Annotated in this window: 17 protein-coding genes and 1 pseudogene; 10 read left to right on the plus strand and 8 right to left on the minus strand. The window is 57.7% G+C overall.

Annotated features, from left to right (window positions below; translation table 11 throughout):
• A pseudogene (locus tag KGB06_RS10070) lies at nt 1–221 on the plus strand (hypothetical protein); the annotation flags it as partial.
• 122 nt (nt 222–343) lie between these two features.
• Here KGB06_RS10070 and tyrS read toward each other — a convergent pair.
• Nucleotides 344–1,543, minus strand: a complete 1,200-nt coding sequence (gene tyrS, locus KGB06_RS10075; RefSeq protein ID WP_223514798.1) for a tyrosine--tRNA ligase — start codon at nt 1,541–1,543, stop codon at nt 344–346.
• A 213-nt stretch (nt 1,544–1,756) separates the two neighbouring features.
• Between tyrS and KGB06_RS10080 the strand changes: the two genes are divergently transcribed.
• Together KGB06_RS10080 and KGB06_RS10085 are read left to right on the plus strand one after the other, a co-directional pair.
• A complete protein-coding gene (locus KGB06_RS10080) occupies nt 1,757–3,169 on the plus strand; it encodes a peptidoglycan DD-metalloendopeptidase family protein (RefSeq protein ID WP_223514801.1) in 1,413 nt (470 codons plus the stop codon).
• Between the two features lie 3 nt (nt 3,170–3,172).
• A complete protein-coding gene (locus tag KGB06_RS10085) occupies nt 3,173–4,264 on the plus strand; it encodes an anhydro-N-acetylmuramic acid kinase (protein ID WP_223514804.1) in 1,092 nt (363 codons plus the stop codon).
• 68 nt (nt 4,265–4,332) lie between these two features.
• Here KGB06_RS10085 and erpA read toward each other — a convergent pair whose 3' ends face one another.
• Nucleotides 4,333–4,683: an iron-sulfur cluster insertion protein ErpA gene (gene erpA, locus KGB06_RS10090; protein WP_007947969.1), complete on the minus strand. Its 351-nt coding sequence runs from the start codon at nt 4,681–4,683 to the stop codon at nt 4,333–4,335.
• Nucleotides 4,684–4,851: 168 nt separating this feature from the next.
• A complete protein-coding gene (gene argC, locus KGB06_RS10095; protein WP_150780472.1) occupies nt 4,852–5,886 on the minus strand; it encodes an N-acetyl-gamma-glutamyl-phosphate reductase in 1,035 nt (344 codons plus the stop codon).
• Between the two features lie 135 nt (nt 5,887–6,021).
• On the opposite strand from argC, the gene hemJ reads away from it, so the two are divergent.
• The 6 genes from hemJ to coq7 all read left to right on the plus strand — a co-directional run bounded on the left by hemJ (nt 6,022) and on the right by coq7 (nt 10,553).
• Entirely contained in the window at nt 6,022–6,450 is a 429-nt protein-coding gene (gene hemJ, locus KGB06_RS10100; RefSeq protein ID WP_223514807.1) for a protoporphyrinogen oxidase HemJ, read from the plus strand.
• 33 nt (nt 6,451–6,483) lie between these two features.
• Complete coding sequence (locus KGB06_RS10105) at nt 6,484–7,452, plus strand: NAD(P)H-dependent flavin oxidoreductase (RefSeq protein WP_223514810.1); 969 nt, start codon at nt 6,484–6,486, stop codon at nt 7,450–7,452.
• Nucleotides 7,453–7,549: 97 nt separating this feature from the next.
• Nucleotides 7,550–8,527, plus strand: coding sequence for a DUF805 domain-containing protein (locus tag KGB06_RS10110; RefSeq protein WP_223514813.1), 978 nt, complete (start codon nt 7,550–7,552; stop codon nt 8,525–8,527).
• 61 nt (nt 8,528–8,588) lie between these two features.
• Nucleotides 8,589–9,377: an SDR family NAD(P)-dependent oxidoreductase gene (locus KGB06_RS10115; protein WP_223514816.1), complete on the plus strand. Its 789-nt coding sequence runs from the start codon at nt 8,589–8,591 to the stop codon at nt 9,375–9,377.
• An 81-nt stretch (nt 9,378–9,458) separates the two neighbouring features.
• Nucleotides 9,459–9,797: a histidine triad nucleotide-binding protein gene (locus tag KGB06_RS10120; RefSeq protein ID WP_223514819.1), complete on the plus strand. Its 339-nt coding sequence runs from the start codon at nt 9,459–9,461 to the stop codon at nt 9,795–9,797.
• A 108-nt stretch (nt 9,798–9,905) separates the two neighbouring features.
• On the plus strand, nt 9,906–10,553 hold the full coding sequence (gene coq7, locus KGB06_RS10125) for a 2-polyprenyl-3-methyl-6-methoxy-1,4-benzoquinone monooxygenase (protein WP_223514821.1): 648 nt from the start codon (nt 9,906–9,908) through the stop codon (nt 10,551–10,553).
• A 146-nt stretch (nt 10,554–10,699) separates the two neighbouring features.
• Here coq7 and KGB06_RS10130 read toward each other — a convergent pair whose 3' ends face one another.
• Entirely contained in the window at nt 10,700–11,122 is a 423-nt protein-coding gene (locus KGB06_RS10130) for an OsmC family protein (protein WP_007941657.1), read from the minus strand.
• A 236-nt stretch (nt 11,123–11,358) separates the two neighbouring features.
• On the opposite strand from KGB06_RS10130, the gene crp reads away from it, so the two are divergent.
• Nucleotides 11,359–12,003 (plus strand): cAMP-activated global transcriptional regulator CRP, encoded by a 645-nt coding sequence (crp, locus tag KGB06_RS10135; protein ID WP_223514837.1) that lies wholly within the window; start codon nt 11,359–11,361, stop codon nt 12,001–12,003.
• On the opposite strand, the gene KGB06_RS10140 is transcribed toward crp, so the two are convergent.
• The 4 genes from KGB06_RS10140 to KGB06_RS10155 form a co-directional block, all read right to left on the minus strand.
• Nucleotides 12,000–12,701, minus strand: coding sequence for a biotin/lipoate A/B protein ligase family protein (locus KGB06_RS10140; protein WP_223514839.1), 702 nt, complete (start codon nt 12,699–12,701; stop codon nt 12,000–12,002). The genes crp and KGB06_RS10140 overlap by 4 nt on opposite strands.
• Nucleotides 12,702–12,846: 145 nt before the next feature.
• Complete coding sequence (gene trpC / locus KGB06_RS10145; protein ID WP_223514854.1) at nt 12,847–13,683, minus strand: indole-3-glycerol phosphate synthase TrpC; 837 nt, start codon at nt 13,681–13,683, stop codon at nt 12,847–12,849.
• Nucleotides 13,680–14,729 (minus strand): anthranilate phosphoribosyltransferase, encoded by a 1,050-nt coding sequence (trpD, locus tag KGB06_RS10150; RefSeq protein ID WP_223514857.1) that lies wholly within the window; start codon nt 14,727–14,729, stop codon nt 13,680–13,682. The genes trpC and trpD overlap by 4 nt, the downstream gene beginning before the upstream one ends.
• Before the next feature lie 9 nt (nt 14,730–14,738).
• Nucleotides 14,739–15,332 carry an aminodeoxychorismate/anthranilate synthase component II gene (locus tag KGB06_RS10155; RefSeq protein ID WP_007906885.1) on the minus strand — a complete coding sequence of 198 codons (594 nt, stop codon included), beginning with the start codon at nt 15,330–15,332 and terminating at the stop codon, nt 14,739–14,741.
• Nucleotides 15,333–15,534: the final 202 nt, after the last annotated feature.

Raw genomic sequence — 15,534 nt, forward strand, 5'->3', positions numbered from 1 at the left:
TTAAAGAGCGGTTGGTTAAGATCTTTCGTCTCAACCGAGGCGCGCATTCTACAGCAGCCTCTGTTGCTGTCAAGCGGTTATTTTCAGAAGTTTTCAAAGTTTCCTTTGTAACTTCAACCACTTGCGCCTTCGATCTCTCGTCAGCGGGAGGCGAATTCTACAGCGTTACACGCTGCTGTCAACACCTCTTTTTCAACTCCTTTCGGGCTTCGATGAACTGAAGCCGCTTGCTGCCGAAAACCGCGTAACTCTTTGTTTACCAAGGAGTTTTCCGTTTCGACTGCGCCGGAAGTGGGGCGAATTATAGACATCCAGAATCTGCCGTCAAGCACTGATTGCGGCTTTACTCGGATTTCAGCGTAATTCGCGCAAATGACTTCTTGCCAGCCTGGCAAACGTGCGTTGCGCCCAATACGTATATAAAGGTGCGATCGACCACCTCACCATCTATACGCACACCGCCAGAGCTCAACAGATCACGCGCCACCGCCGAATTCTTCACCAGCCCTGCTTTATTAAGAACAGCCGCAATCGGCATATCTTCGGCAGCAGTCAATTCGATTTCCGGCAAATCATCTGGCAGCTCGCCTTCTTTCATACGATTGCCCGCTCCGCGGTGAGCATTGGCCGCAGCCTCCTCACCATGGAAACGCGCAACGATCTCTTCTGCCAGTTTGATCTTGATGTCACGCGGATTCGCACCAGCCTCGACATCCGATTGGAATGCATTGATCTCATCCATGGAGCGGAAGCTGAGCAGCTCGAAGTAGCGCCACATCAGCGCATCCGGAATGGAAACCAGCTTGCTGTACATGACACCCGGTGCTTCCTGGATACCGACGTAGTTGCCCAAGGACTTGGACATCTTCTTCACGCCATCCAGACCTTCGAGCAACGGCATCGTCAGAATGCACTGCGGCTCTTGACCATACCCGCGTTGCAGCTCGCGCCCCATCAGCAGGTTGAACTTCTGGTCGGTCCCGCCCAACTCGATATCCGCACGCAACGCCACCGAGTCGTACCCCTGAACCAGCGGATAGAGGAACTCGTGGATAGCGATTGGCTGATTGGTCGTGTAGCGCTTGTCGAAGTCGTCGCGCTCGAGCATGCGAGCAACCGTGTACTGCGAAGTCAGGCGAATGAAGTCTGCCGGCGCCATCTGATCCATCCAGGTGGAGTTGAATGCAACTTCGGTTTTTGCCGGATCAAGAATCTTGAAGACTTGAGTCTTGTAGGTCTCGGCATTCTCGAGAACCTGCTCACGGGTAAGCGGCGGACGTGTCGCGCTCTTACCGCTCGGATCACCGATCATCCCGGTGAAGTCACCTATCAGGAAGATCACCTGATGCCCCAGATCCTGGAACTGACGCAGCTTATTAATAAGCACGGTGTGACCCAGGTGCAAATCCGGCGCAGTCGGATCGAAGCCAGCCTTAATACGTAGCGGCTGGCCACGTTTGAGCTTCTCGATCAGCTCGGACTCGACCAACAGTTCTTCCGCACCACGTTTAATCAGCGCTAGCTGCTCTTCAACCGACTTCATAACAGACCCGCAAGGCTCGAATTCAAAGGGGACCAACCATACAAGATCACGCGTCAAATACAAAGTTTGGCCGGCGCAATGACGCCAATCCGTCGGCAGAGTGTCCGCGGACTTGCTTCAGAGATGATTTGGTTATATTTTATACAGTTATTTCATCTTCATCATGTCATTCATCTTTTCCAATTCATCTTTTTCAAAGTCAAAAAATCACTTATGACCAAAGAATCGTCTAAAGCGCCGCCGCTTTACCCGAAGACTCACTTGCTCGCAGCAAGTGGCATCGCCGCCCTGCTGAGCCTGGCGCTTCTGGTATTCCCTTCCAGCGATGTTGAAGCCAAAAGGACCACCCTGAGTCTTGAACTGGAAAGCCCTGCTGAACAACTGTCACAAGACCAAGACGCTGCTGACGCCGCTCAAGCCACAAATGAGCCTGTAGTCACCCCTTTCGCGCAGATCGAAAACAGCACCGAAGAACCGCAGGAAACCGCTCAAGCCACGCCTGCGGTTGAAGAAAAGAAGTCTCCAAGCCACAGGGAAGTGATCGTCACCAAAGGCGATACGCTGTCCACTCTGTTTGAAAAAGTCGGCCTCCCGGCCACGTCGGTGCATGAAATCCTGGCCAGCGACAAGCAAGCCAAGCAGTTCAGCCAGCTTAAACATGGCCAGAAGCTCGAATTCGAACTAAACCCAGAAGGCCAGCTGACCAACCTGCACAGCAAGCTCAGCGACCTCGAAAGCATTACCCTGACAAAGAATGACAAGGGTTATGTGTTCAACCGCATCACCTCCAAGCCTTCCGTGCGCTCCGCCTACGTTCATGGCGTGATCAACAGTTCGTTGTCGCAATCCGCTGCTCGCGCCGGGCTCTCCCACAGCCTGACCATGGACATGGCCAGCGTGTTTGGTTACGACGTCGACTTCGCCCAGGATATTCGCCAGGGTGACGAATTCGATGTGATCTATGAGCAGAAAGTCGTCAACGGCAAGGCTGTCGGCAATGGCCCGATACTCTCAGCGCGGTTCACCAACCGCGGCAAGACCTATACCGCCGTGCGTTACACCAACAAACAGGGCAACGCCAGTTACTACACCGCTGATGGCAACAGCATGCGCAAAGCGTTCATCCGCACCCCGGTAGACTTTGCCCGCATCAGTTCGAAATTCTCCATGGGGCGCAAACACCCGATCCTGAACAAGATCCGCGCCCACAAAGGCGTCGACTATGCAGCACCGCGCGGCACACCGATCAAGGCTGCCGGTGACGGTAAAGTAATGTTGGCCGGTCGCCGCGGTGGCTACGGCAATACCGTAATCATCCAGCACGGCGCCACCTACACCACGCTGTATGGTCACATGCAAGGCTTCGCCAAAGGCGTAAAGACTGGCGGCACGGTTAAACAGGGCCAGGTGATCGGCTACATCGGCACCACCGGACTTTCCACCGGGCCGCATTTGCATTACGAGTTCCAGGTCAATGGCGTGCACGTCGACCCACTAGGCCAGAAGGTGGCGATGGCTGATCCAATCTCCAAAGCCGAGCGCGCACGTTTCCTTGCGCAGAGCCAACCGTTGATGGCGCGCATGGATCAAGAGAAATCCACCATGCTGGCTTCGAGCAAGCGCTAAGCCATGACGCTCTATATAGGTGTGATGTCCGGAACCAGTCTCGATGGCCTGGACATCGCACTGGTTGAACTCTCCCCGGCGATCAAGCTGATCGCCACGCACTACATTCCCATGCCTGAATCCCTGCGCACCGAGCTGCTTGGCTTGTGCGCCAGCGGCCCGGATGAGATTGCCCGCTCCGCCATCGCCCAACAAAACTGGGTGAAACTGGCCGCCCAAGGCATTCATACCCTGCTTGATCAACAAAACCTCAAGCCAGAAGACGTTCGCGCGATAGGCAGCCACGGCCAGACCATTCGCCACGAGCCGGCGCGCGGCTTCACGGTGCAGATCGGTAACCCCGCCCTGCTGACCGAGTTGACCGGCATCACCGTGGTCAGTGATTTCCGCAGTCGCGATGTTGCTGCTGGCGGACAAGGTGCGCCACTGGTTCCAGCGTTCCACGAAGCCTTGTTTGATGAACGCGCCGGTAATCGCGCGGTATTGAACGTTGGTGGATTCAGTAATCTCAGCCTGATCGAACCCGGCAAACCCGTTGCGGGTTTCGACTGCGGCCCGGGCAATGTGCTGCTGGATGCCTGGATCCAGCAGCAGCGCGGCGACAATTTTGATCGCGACGGCCAATGGGCTGCCAGCGGTAACGTCGAACCGGCACTGCTGAATGAACTGCTCAGTGATCCCTTCTTCGTGACCAAAGGCCCCAAAAGCACCGGCCGCGAAGTGTTTAACCTGCCATGGCTGACGCAGCACCTCACGACACTACCGACTTTCACTGCCGAAGACGTGCAAGCTACCCTGCTTGAGCTCACCGCAATGACCATCATCGAGTCACTGCAACACGCCCAATCGGATACTCAAGAATTGCTGGTCTGCGGTGGCGGCGCGCACAACGCCACGCTGATGAAGCGCTTGGCCGACTTACTGCCGAATGCGCAAGTCAGCAGCACCGCCACTCATGGTGTAGACCCCGACTGGGTTGAAGCCATGGCATTCGCCTGGCTGGCCCATTGCTGTCTCGAAGGCATCGCCGCCAATCGCCCCAGCGTCACCGGCGCTCGCGGCCTGCGCGTACTCGGCGCTATCTACCCCGCCTGAGCGACAGACAGCAAAACGCCGCACAACCCATGAGGTTCTGCGGCGTTTTGAATTGCGCTGAAGTGCGATCAGATCGAGAACGAAGAGCCGCAGCCACAAGTAGTGCTGGCGTTCGGGTTCTTGATCACGAAGCGCGAACCTTCCAGACCTTCCTGATAATCCACCTCGGCACCTGCCAGGTACTGGAAGCTCATCGGGTCCACGACCAGGCTCACGCCTTCACGCTCGACGATGGTGTCGTCATCGGCCACTTCTTCATCGAAGGTAAAGCCGTACTGAAAACCTGAACAACCGCCGCCCGTAACAAATACGCGCAGCTTCAAGCGATCATTCCCCTCTTCATCGACCAGGCTCTTCACCTTGTGCGCGGCACCGTGGGTGAATTGCAAAGCCGTGGGGGTGAAGGATTCGACGCTCATGCTGACTATCTCCCGGCGTTACGCCGCCATAATGCGTGATGACGCGCATTATCCGCTTGTCCTAGAAAATCGGTCAACTATTGTTACGGTATATCAATCAAGCAAATCGTCAGACCAGAATGCAAAAAGGCCCAATGAATGAGCCTTTTTGCTGTGCGGGTTAGAGCCTTACGGCAGCATGCCCGCGTGGGACAAGCCCAGACGCTCATCCAGACCAAACAGGATGTTCATGTTCTGCACCGCCTGACCCGACGCGCCTTTGACCAGGTTGTCGATCACCGACAGCACCACCACCAGATCGCCATCCTGCGGACGATGCACGGCAATACGGCACACGTTGGCACCGCGCACACTGCGGGTTTCTGGATGGCTGCCGGCAGGCATCACGTCGACGAACGGTTCGTTGGCATAACGCTTTTCAAACAACGCTTGCAGATCGACCGAGCGATCCACGACGGTCGCGTAAAGCGTCGAGTGAATGCCACGAATCATTGGCGTCAGGTGCGGAACGAACGTCAGACCGACATCCTTGCCCGCTGCGCGACGCAGCCCCTGGCGGATTTCCGGCAAGTGACGATGACCTTTGACCGAGTAAGCTTTCATGCTTTCCGACGTCTCGGAGTACAGCGATCCCACGGAGGCACCACGCCCGGCACCGCTGACACCGGATTTGCAGTCAGCGATCAAGCGAGTGGTATCCGCCAGGCCCGCTTCGAGCAGCGGCAGGAAACCCAATTGCGTAGCGGTCGGGTAGCAACCCGGAACGGCGATCAAGCGAGCATCCTTGATCTGCTCACGATTGACTTCCGGCAAGCCATAGACCGCTTCTTCCAGCAGTTCCGGCGCACCGTGCGGCTGGCCGTACCACTTGGCCCACTCTGCGGCGTCTTGCAGACGGAAGTCCGCCGACAGGTCGATGACCTTTGTCCCGGCCGCCAGCAGTTCGCCGGCCAACGCATGGGCAACACCGTGAGGCGTGGCGAAGAACACCACATCACAGGCGCCCAGCGTCTTGATGTCCGGAACGCTGAACGCCAAGCCGTCGTAATGGCCGCGCAGGTTCGGGTACATGTCGGCCACGGCCAGGCCAGCCTCGGATCGGGAAGTGATCACTACCACTTCAGCTTGCGGATGCTGTGCCAACAGACGCAGCAGTTCGACACCGGTGTAACCCGTGCCGCCGACGATACCGACCTTGACCATAAACCTGCCCTCAACGAACCCACTGGAAAGCCGTCGATAATAGGGTGCGTATCGTCCTGCGACAACCGTCAAGGTGACGTGCGGACGCTCTACCCTCTACTATCTTCGCTACCGTGAACCTGGGAATAACTCAAAATGCTTTATCTGTGGCTCAAAGCGCTTCACATCGTCAGCATGGTCTGCTGGTTTGCCGGCCTGTTCTACCTGCCGCGCCTGTTCGTTTATCACGCGCAAAGTGAAGACACCGTCAGCAAGGAACGCTTCAGCATCATGGAGCGCAAACTCTACCGCGGCATCATGGGCCCGGCGATGATCGCCACCCTGATTTTCGGTATCGCGCTGATCGGCCTCAACCCGAGCATCTTCAGTCAGGGCGGGTGGTTTCACGCCAAACTGACGCTGGTTGTGATCCTGATCGGCTATCACCACATGTGCGGCGCGCAGGTGAAGCGTTTTGCCCGTGGCGAAAACACCCGCAGCCATGTCTTTTATCGCTGGTTCAATGAAGTCCCGGTTCTGATATTGCTGGCTATCGTAATTCTGGTCGTGGTTCGGCCGTTCTAACGTCAATAAGCACAACTCACCGGGGTACCTCCAATGTCGCTGCCCGCTCTGCTCGAACAACGTTTGCGTCTGCCCGTGGTGGCTGCGCCGATGTTCCTGATTTCCAATCCGCAATTGGTGCTCGCCTGCTGCCGTAATGGCGTGGTCGGCAGTTTCCCCGCGCTGAACCAGCGCGAGAGCAGCGGTTTCAAGGCCTGGCTGGAAGAGATCGAAGCAGGTTTGGCGACACTGGAGAACCCGGCACCTTATGCGGTCAATCTGATCGTCCACAACAGCAACCCGCGCCTGCAAGCGGATCTGCAGATCTGTATCGAGCACAAAGTGCCGATTGTGATTACCAGCCTGGGCGCCGTGAAAGAAGTGGTCGACGCCGTGCATAGCTACGGCGGTTTGGTGTTCCACGACGTGACCACTCGCCGCCATGCGGAAAAAGCCGCCGAGGCTGGAGTGGACGGTTTGATAGCCGTGGCCGCGGGCGCTGGAGGCCACGCTGGCACCTGGAGCCCGTTCTCTCTGATCGCGGAAATTCGTCAGTTCCTCGACAAAACCCTGCTGCTGGCCGGCTGCCTGAACCACGGCCACGAGATTCTTGCCGCGCAATTGCTCGGTGCGGATTTGGCCTACTTCGGCACGCGATTTATCGGCACCACTGAAAGTCATGCGCCTGACGCCTACAAGGAAATGCTGCTGACTTCCAGGGCGGCGGACATCGTCCATACTCCAGCGGTGTCGGGCGTACCGGCGAGTTTCATGCGTCAAAGCCTGGAAGCTGCAGGTTTCGACATGGCAGCCCTACAAAACAAGGGTGAGGTCAACTTCGGCTCCAAACTCAAACCGATCAGCGATGAAGCCAAGGCCTGGAAAACCGTGTGGTCAGCGGGCCAGGGCGTCGGGGAAATCGATGATTTGCCGAGTGTCGATCAATTGGTCGCACGGCTGGACGCGGAATATCGCAAGGCACTGGAATTGGCGGCACAGCTGCCAAAACGCTGGCCGCGCTGAGGTGAAAGTTTCGGCCAGCCCCGCCCGGCTGGCCCTACACTCCATCCATGCCTGCAACACTTCCTAACTTAAACACTCGCGACAAGGATGCCTCGTAATGAGCGAAAACCGTTTCAAGATCGTATTCGACGGCGCTCTGCTGCCAGGTTTTGACCTTACGACCGCCAAACAGAATCTCGCCGAGCTGTACAAAAGCGAAGTCGCAGCGATCGAGCGGCTGTTCACGGGCAAGACCGTCGCGCTCAAACAAGGTTTGTCGCAAGTCGAGGCGCAAACCTACCTTCAGGCACTGACGAAAACCGGCATCAATGCGCGGATCGAAAGTGAATCGTCCATTGAGCTGAACCTGACCGACGCTCACGAACACGTTCCCGCCAAGGCCCAACCTGTTTTCGTCGACCCGGTGTCCCCTTACGCTCCGCCTCAGGCTAGCGTCGGTGAAAGCCTGCCCGCGTTCGCCACACTCAAGCCGTTCAGCTTTGAAGGGCGCATCGGCCGCTTGCGTTATCTGGCCTGGACGATGGTCCTGACCCTTGTGATGCTGGGTGTCGGATCGGCACTCGCCGTTTTCGCCGTTGCGCTGATCAGCGCAGACTCGAGTGCCGGCCTGATTGGCGGTGGCCTGGTGGCGCTGATCCTGTTCATCGCAGTCGTGGTCGTCAGTATTCAGATCAGCGTGCAGCGTTTGCACGATATCGGCTGGTCCGGGTGGCTTTGGCTGTTGAATTTCGTCCCGTTCGTGGGCAGCCTCTTTCCGTTCGTGATCATGGTCGTTCCCGGCTCCAACATCGCCAATCGCTACGGCCCGCAGCCACCGCCCAACAGCACCGCCGTCAAAGTGCTGTCTTCGCTGTGGGTGGTGTTTATCGCCATCGTCTTCGTGGCGGCGCTGTCCGGCGGTTTTACTGCGATTCAGCAAGAGTATGAAAGCGCCACTGAAAGCAGCTATGACAGCAGCTCGGTGACGACCGACGAGGTTGAAGTCGAGCCGGCCGAAGCGACCGAAACCACACCGGATTCTGCAGACGATGAAGCCGAAGAAGCCCAGTCCCCTGTAGACTCTGCGAAAGAATAAACAGCGCTCCCCGCCCGTGACACCTGCGTCGCGGCGCGGAGCTGTTGCGATGGAGAACTGCATGACCCGTTACGCTCTGATCACCGGCGCTTCCAGCGGCATCGGCCTGGCGATGGCCGAAGCGCTGGCCCGGCGTGGCCGCAGCCTGATTCTGGTGGCCCGACAACGTGATCAGCTGGAAAGTATTGCGATTGAACTGACTCAACGTTTTGGCGTGGAAGTGCTTTTCCGTGCCTGTGACCTCGGCGAGCCGCTGCGGTTGTCGGGGTTTCTGCTGGAACTGGAGGAAGGCGACCGTCAAATTGATTTGCTGGTGAACTGCGCTGGCATGGGGACTTGCGGTCCCTTTCTCGCTCAAGACTGGATGACCGAGCAGGACCTGATCGAAGTGAACATTCTGGCACTCACCCGCCTCTGCCACGCCATCGGGAACAGCATGGCCTTACAGGGTGGCGGGCAAATCCTCAATGTTGCCTCGGTCGCCGCGTTTCTGCCCGGCCCGTGGATGAGCACCTATTACGCCAGCAAGGCGTATGTGCTGCATTTTTCCGAAGGTTTGCGCGTCGAGCTGAAAAAATGTGCAGTCAAGGTCTCGGTGCTCTGCCCCGGCCCGACGCGCACCGGTTTTTTCCGTACCGCGCAATTGGACACCGGCAAACTGACCGACAGCAAAATGCTGATGAGTCCCGAAGAAGTGGCGCTTTATACCGTGCGAGCCCTGGAAAAAAATCGCGCAATCATTATTCCGGGCCGACGCAACCGTTGGCGCGCCTTTCTGCCACGACTCGGCTCTCGCTGGTTAAACCGGACAATCGCCGGCATGGTCAACAAGGTTTACTGCCCACGCTGAACACGTCTCACGGTAAAACACTGGGCGGGTGCATCTCCCATGAGTACACTCAGGCCAGCCAAAACAACGGAGAAAACAGCTGTGGATACTCTGTTCACCAAGATCATCAACCGGGAAATTCCGGCAAAGATCATTTACGAGGACGACCAGGTACTGGCCTTCCACGATATCAACCCACAGGCACCGGTGCACTTTCTGGTTGTCCCGAAAAAACCCGTGCGCACCCTTAACGACCTCACCGAGGACGACAAGGCATTGGCCGGGCACATCCTGTTCACGGCCCAACGCCTTGCGCTGGAGCTGGGCTGCGAAAAAGGCTTCCGTGTGGTCATGAATTGCAATGAACTGGGTGGGCAAACCGTCTATCACATTCATATGCATGTGCTGGGTCAGCGCCAGATGCACTGGCCGCCGGGCTGATTACAGACTGTTGCAAGGGAGTGGCCAGCCACTCCCGCATGACCCAGCGCAAACTTTCCCCGGCCGATTGGGTTAAACTGGCCGCCGAGATTTTTCCCGGAGGTCAGCATGACTACCCAACGTCACTACTCGCCGATTGACCGTCTTCTGCTGCAAGCCGACGCCGCCATGCGCACCCTGTTGCCCTTCAGTGGCCAGCCCTACCGTCCGTCTCCGGCCATCGTTCAGCCCGATGCGAAATTGAGCGATGAAGACACCCGGCACGTTGCCGGCCTGATGCGCATCAACCATACCGGCGAAGTCTGTGCTCAGGCGCTGTATCAAGGGCAAGCCCTGACTGCCAAGCTCCCGCATGTGCGTGCTGCCATGGAGCATGCTGCCGAAGAAGAGATCGACCATTTGGTGTGGTGCGAGCAACGCATTCACCAGTTGGGCAGTCACACCAGCATTCTCAATCCGCTGTTTTATGGCATGTCGTTCGGGATTGGCGCGGTGGCCGGGTTGATCAGCGACAAAGTCAGCCTGGGGTTCGTTGCCGCCACTGAACATCAAGTGTGCAAGCACTTGAATGAACACCTTGAGCAATTGCCGGCGGAAGACGAAAAGTCCCGGGCGATTCTTGAGCAGATGCGTATTGATGAAGAACATCACGCGGAAAGTGCGCTGGATGCCGGAGGGTTCCGTTTTCCGGCTCCGGTGAAGTTCGGGATGAGTCTGATGGCCAAGGTAATGACCAAGAGTACTTATCGGATCTGACCTCAGGGGCTTTTCGTAGGAGCATGGCTTGCCCGCGATGGCGATCTCCAGGACGTTATCGCGGGCAAGCCTTGCTCCTACAAAGGTTTTGCGACAGACATAAAAAAGGCGACTGCCGTGAGGGAGTCGCCTTTTTTGTGCCTGACTCAACCGAGTTCGATGATCTCGTAATCGTGGGTAATCGCCACGCCTGCCGCACCCAACATGATCGAGGCCGAGCAGTACTTCTCTGCCGACAACTCGATGGCGCGCTTGACCTGGGCTTCTTTCAGCCCACGCCCCTTGACCACGAAATGCATGTGAATCTTGGTGAAGACTTTAGGGTCCTCGGTCGCACGCTCGGCTTCGAGGAAGGCTTCGCAGCTTTCGACGGCCTGACGGGACTTCTTGAGGATGCTGACCACGTCGAAGTTGCTGCAACCGCCGACACCGAGCAGGAGCATTTCCATCGGCCGGACACCCAGGTTGCGACCGCCGGCATCGGGCGGACCGTCCATGACCACCACGTGACCGCTGCCGGATTCACCGAGGAACATGGCTTCGCCAGCCCATTGGATGCGTGCCTTCATCGCCAAGACTCCACTGTCTAAAAAAGGGTCGCCAGCTTAGCACAGGGCCTTTGATTGACAGCGTCTCACCTTCCTAGGACGCAAGTGCCAACACCGTAGGTAAATTCTCAAATCTTGTAGGAAGTGTCTGTTAAGCTGGCGCCAACTCACTGGCGCATGGCCAGCTTTGCATAGACCGTTGTCGGCGACTCACAAGAAAACCAACACACACCGTGAAGTCTTTTCGGGATACAACCATGGTTGCTATTACCCCAGTACCCAAAATCAAAAACCTCGACAAGCTGTTGATGCATTGCCAGCGCCGTCGCTATGCGGCCAAGAGCAACATTATTTGTGCGGGCGATCGCTCGGAAACACTGTTCTTCATTATCAAAGGCTCGGTCACGATCCTGATCGAGGATGACGACGGTCGTGAAATGATCATCGCCTACCTGAACGCCGGGGACTTTTTCGGGGAGTTGGGCCTGTTCGAACAGGCCGGACTGGAACAGGCACGCAGCGCCTGGGTCCGCGCGAAGATCGAATGCGAGGTCGCGGAAATCAGCTACGCGAAATTCCGTGAGCTGTCCCAGCAAGATCCAGACATTCTTTACGTCCTCAGCGGACAAATCGCACAACGTCTGCGCAACACCACGCGCAAGGTCGGTGACCTGGCGTTCTTCGACGTGACAGGTCGCGTCGCCCGTTGCCTGATGGAACTGTGCAAGCAGCCGGACGCGATGACCCACCCGGACGGCATGCAAATCAAAGTGACCCGCCAGGAGATCGGCCGGATTGTCGGTTGCTCGCGTGAAATGGTCGGTCGCGTGCTTAAGGATCTGGAAGAACGCAACCTGGTGGACGTCAAAGGTAAGACCATGGTGGTCTTCGGTACGCGCTAAGCCTTGAACATGTCTGCCAGCAACTGGCGATAAAGCGCATCGAGCCGCCCGAGCGCATCGGGCGCGGCAAACTTCTCATGCAGGGCGATGTGGCTTTCGGCGCGAACGCGCTGCTCCAGACCGCAGGCTTCATTGAAGCGATTGACCGCCGCTACCATCGATTCGCGCTCGTTATCCAGCAACAATGCACCGTGCACCAACCCGACCGGGCGCGTGCCACCCTTGCTTTGGCGCCAGCGTTGAGCGGTACCGACCATCTTGCGGCCATCAAGGTTGACGTTGAAACGGCCATCGCAGAATGCGCCATCGATTTCGCCGAGGGACGACACTCCGCCGAGCTCATCCAGCAACTGGCAGATCGGATCGCAGAGTCGGCGATAGGCGGTTTCGATCCGGTTCTGATCACCTTCGCTGCGTGGTGGCGCGTAGACCAGTGCGATGTTGATGGTTGATGCCGATTGCGGCACCGGTTCGCCACCGGTTTCACGCAATAGGACCGGCCAACCGGCAGCGGCTGAAACTTCGCAGGCCGCATCGAAACCGGGTAGGCGATTCAAGCGCCGGGGCATGACCAGGGCGCGGTCATTGGGTTGCCAGAACAGCAGACCAAATTCAGCGTCGTCGGCACAGACCGACGCCAACAGATCCTGTTCGGCTTGCAGGCCGGCTTCGACAGTCAAAGAGACGATTGAGGTCATTAGGTATTCCGTTGGACAGGAAGTCTATGGTGTTACTTATGCCGCCATCGCGAGCAGGCTCGCTCCCACATTGGATCTGCGGTGCCAGTAGATCTCCTGTGGGAGCGAGCTTGCTCGCGATGGGGTCGACTCGGTCTGGAAGTAATCAGTCGAGTGTAGAACCACTCACCGCAGTACCGCGCTCCGGGAAGAACAGACGTTGCAACTCGGTCCCCGGGCTTTCGGCGCGCATGAACGCCTCGCCAACCAGGAACGCATAAACGTCGCTGATTTCCATCAGCTCGACATCGGCGCGGTTGAGGATGCCACTTTCGGTAATCACCAGACGATCACGAGGGATGCGCGGCAAAAGGTCGAGTGTGGTTTCCAGGCTGACATCGAAGGTGTGCAGGTTGCGGTTGTTGATGCCGACCAGCGGTGTGTCGAGGGTTTTCAAGGCCCGCTCCAGCTCGTCGCCGTCGTGAACTTCCACCAGCACATCGAGGCCGACACTTTTTGCCACGGCAGCCAGTTCGGCCATTTTCACGTCATCCAGCGCGGAGACGATCAACAACACGCAATCGGCACCCAGCGCCCGCGCTTCGACGATCTGGTAAGGATCGATCATGAAGTCCTTGCGGATCACTGGCAGTTTGCACGCCGCCCGAGCCTGTTGCAGATACGCATCGGCGCCCTGGAAATAATCGATATCGGTCAACACTGACAAACACGTCGCGCCGCCTTTTTCATAGCTCTTGGCGATGTCGGCAGGAACGAAGTTCTCGCGGATCACGCCCTTGCTCGGCGAGGCTTTTTTGATTTCTGCAATCACCGCCGGCTGCTTGAGCTTGGCTTGCGCCAACAACGCCTGGGCAAAACCACGGGGTGCATCGGCCGCCTTGGCCAGACTTTCCAGCTCGGCCAGGCTCACACGAGCGCTACGCTCGGCGACTTCCTGGACCTTGCGCGCCAGAATGTTTTCCAGAACCGTCGGTACACTCATCCTTCATTCTCCACTTTGAATACCGCGGTAAATGCACCCAACTCCTCCAGTTTCTCCCGAGCGAGGCCTGTGTGCAGCGCATCGTGCGCCAGGGCAACGCCTTCTTTCAAACTGGTTGCATGGTCGGCGGCGTACAGCGCGGCACCGGCATTGAGCATAATCATCTCGGCGGCTTTCTGACCGCTTTCGGTTTTGCGTTTGCCCAAGGCATCACGTATCAGCTCCAACGAGGCCTCCGGGCTTTCAACTGCCAGCCCGTGCAGGCTCTGGCTCTTCATGCCCAGGTCTTCTGGCTCGACCCAATACTCGGTGATCTGGTCGTTCTTCAATTCCGCCACAAAGGTCGGCGCGGCCAGGCTGAATTCGTCCAGGCCATCCTTCGAATGCACTACCAGCACGTGCTTGCTGCCCAATCGCTGCAGGACTTCGGCCAATGGCCGGCACAACGCGTGGTTGAACACGCCCACCACCTGATGCTTCACACCGGCCGGATTCGTAAGCGGGCCGAGCATGTTGAACAGGGTACGCAGGCCAAGCTCCTTGCGCGGACCGGCGGCGTACTTCATCGCACGGTGGTGAGTCTGGGCGAACATGAAACCGATGCCGACGTTGTCGATGCAACGAGCCACCTGAACCGGCGTCAGATTCAGGTAGATGCCCGCCGCCTCCAGCAAATCGGCGCTGCCGCTTTTGCCCGACACCGCACGGTTACCGTGTTTGGCCACGGTACAACCAGCCGCTGCAACAACGAAGGACGAAGCAGTCGACACGTTGAAAATGTTGGCACCGTCACCGCCGGTTCCGACCACATCAACCACGCCGTCGAGGGTCTTGAGTTCGACCTTGTCCGCCAGCTCGCGCATGACCGACACGGCGCCGACGATTTCGTCGATGCTTTCACTCTTCATGCGCATGGCCATCATGAATGCACCGATCTGCGCATCCGTGCATTGGCCGGTCATGATCTCGCGCATCACATCGCGCATCTCATCGGTGCTGAGGTCGAGGTGATCGACGATACGGCCCAGGGCTGTCTTGATATTCATGAAAAGTCCTTAGCGCGTGCCGCCGGTTTGTTTGAGGAAGTTCGCGAACAGCTCGTGGCCCTGCTCGGTGAGAATCGACTCGGGGTGGAACTGCACGCCTTCGATGTTCAGTGTCTTGTGGCGCAAGCCCATGATCTCGTCGACCGAACCGTCTTCAAGCTGGGTCCAGGCGGTGAGCTCCAGGCAATCTGGCAGGGTTTCACGCTTGACGATCAGCGAATGATAGCGCGTCACCGTCAGCGGGCGATTCAGGCCTTCGAATACGCCCTTGTCCTCGTGGAATACCGGGCTAGTCTTTCCGTGCATCACTTGACGGGCGCGAACCACATCACCGCCAAAGGCCTGGCCGATGGACTGGTGACCGAGGCAGACGCCAAGAATCGGCAGTTTGCCGGCGAAATGCTTGATCGCTTCAATCGAGATGCCGGCTTCGGTCGGGGTGCAAGGACCGGGGGACACCACGATGCGCTCTGGGTTGAGGGCTTCGATTTCAGCGATGGTCAGTTCATCGTTGCGCACGACTTTGACCTGGGAGCCGAGCTCACCGAGGTACTGCACAACGTTGTAGGTAAAGGAATCGTAGTTATCGATCATCAGCAACATGGCGTTTAGAACCTCTTGAATTCACTGACTTTAAAGATGGCCTTCGAATGATTTACCCGCAGCGCGCTGCGCTTTGTCAGGTGCTGGAGTAGCGCCAGCAAAGCGGCATTTCAAACAGGTAAAGAAGGCAAAGCGGGTACAAGTCCGGCGGGGCCGGCAAAAAGAATTCAGGCGCGCCAACGCCAGCGGGCATGTGCCTTGA

The organism is Pseudomonas sp. GL-B-19 (genome assembly GCF_019956415.1).
GTDB lineage: Bacteria > Pseudomonadota > Gammaproteobacteria > Pseudomonadales > Pseudomonadaceae > Aquipseudomonas.

Excerpts from the sequence above, each read along its gene's own strand:
- tyrS (WP_223514798.1), bottom strand. The coding sequence starts at position 1,543 with ATGAAGTCGGTTGAAGAGCAGCTAGCGCTGATTAAACGTGGTGCGGAA.
- KGB06_RS10080 (WP_223514801.1), top strand. The coding sequence starts at position 1,757 with ATGACCAAAGAATCGTCTAAAGCGCCGCCGCTTTACCCGAAGACTCAC.
- KGB06_RS10085 (WP_223514804.1), top strand. The coding sequence starts at position 3,173 with ATGACGCTCTATATAGGTGTGATGTCCGGAACCAGTCTCGATGGCCTG.
- erpA (WP_007947969.1), bottom strand. The coding sequence starts at position 4,683 with ATGAGCGTCGAATCCTTCACCCCCACGGCTTTGCAATTCACCCACGGT.
- argC (WP_150780472.1), bottom strand. The coding sequence starts at position 5,886 with ATGGTCAAGGTCGGTATCGTCGGCGGCACGGGTTACACCGGTGTCGAA.
- hemJ (WP_223514807.1), top strand. The coding sequence starts at position 6,022 with ATGCTTTATCTGTGGCTCAAAGCGCTTCACATCGTCAGCATGGTCTGC.
- KGB06_RS10105 (WP_223514810.1), top strand. The coding sequence starts at position 6,484 with ATGTCGCTGCCCGCTCTGCTCGAACAACGTTTGCGTCTGCCCGTGGTG.
- KGB06_RS10110 (WP_223514813.1), top strand. The coding sequence starts at position 7,550 with ATGAGCGAAAACCGTTTCAAGATCGTATTCGACGGCGCTCTGCTGCCA.
- KGB06_RS10115 (WP_223514816.1), top strand. The coding sequence starts at position 8,589 with ATGACCCGTTACGCTCTGATCACCGGCGCTTCCAGCGGCATCGGCCTG.
- coq7 (WP_223514821.1), top strand. The coding sequence starts at position 9,906 with ATGACTACCCAACGTCACTACTCGCCGATTGACCGTCTTCTGCTGCAA.
- KGB06_RS10130 (WP_007941657.1), bottom strand. The coding sequence starts at position 11,122 with ATGAAGGCACGCATCCAATGGGCTGGCGAAGCCATGTTCCTCGGTGAA.
- crp (WP_223514837.1), top strand. The coding sequence starts at position 11,359 with ATGGTTGCTATTACCCCAGTACCCAAAATCAAAAACCTCGACAAGCTG.
- KGB06_RS10140 (WP_223514839.1), bottom strand. The coding sequence starts at position 12,701 with ATGACCTCAATCGTCTCTTTGACTGTCGAAGCCGGCCTGCAAGCCGAA.
- trpC (WP_223514854.1), bottom strand. The coding sequence starts at position 13,683 with ATGAGTGTACCGACGGTTCTGGAAAACATTCTGGCGCGCAAGGTCCAG.
- trpD (WP_223514857.1), bottom strand. The coding sequence starts at position 14,729 with ATGAATATCAAGACAGCCCTGGGCCGTATCGTCGATCACCTCGACCTC.
- KGB06_RS10155 (WP_007906885.1), bottom strand. The coding sequence starts at position 15,332 with ATGTTGCTGATGATCGATAACTACGATTCCTTTACCTACAACGTTGTG.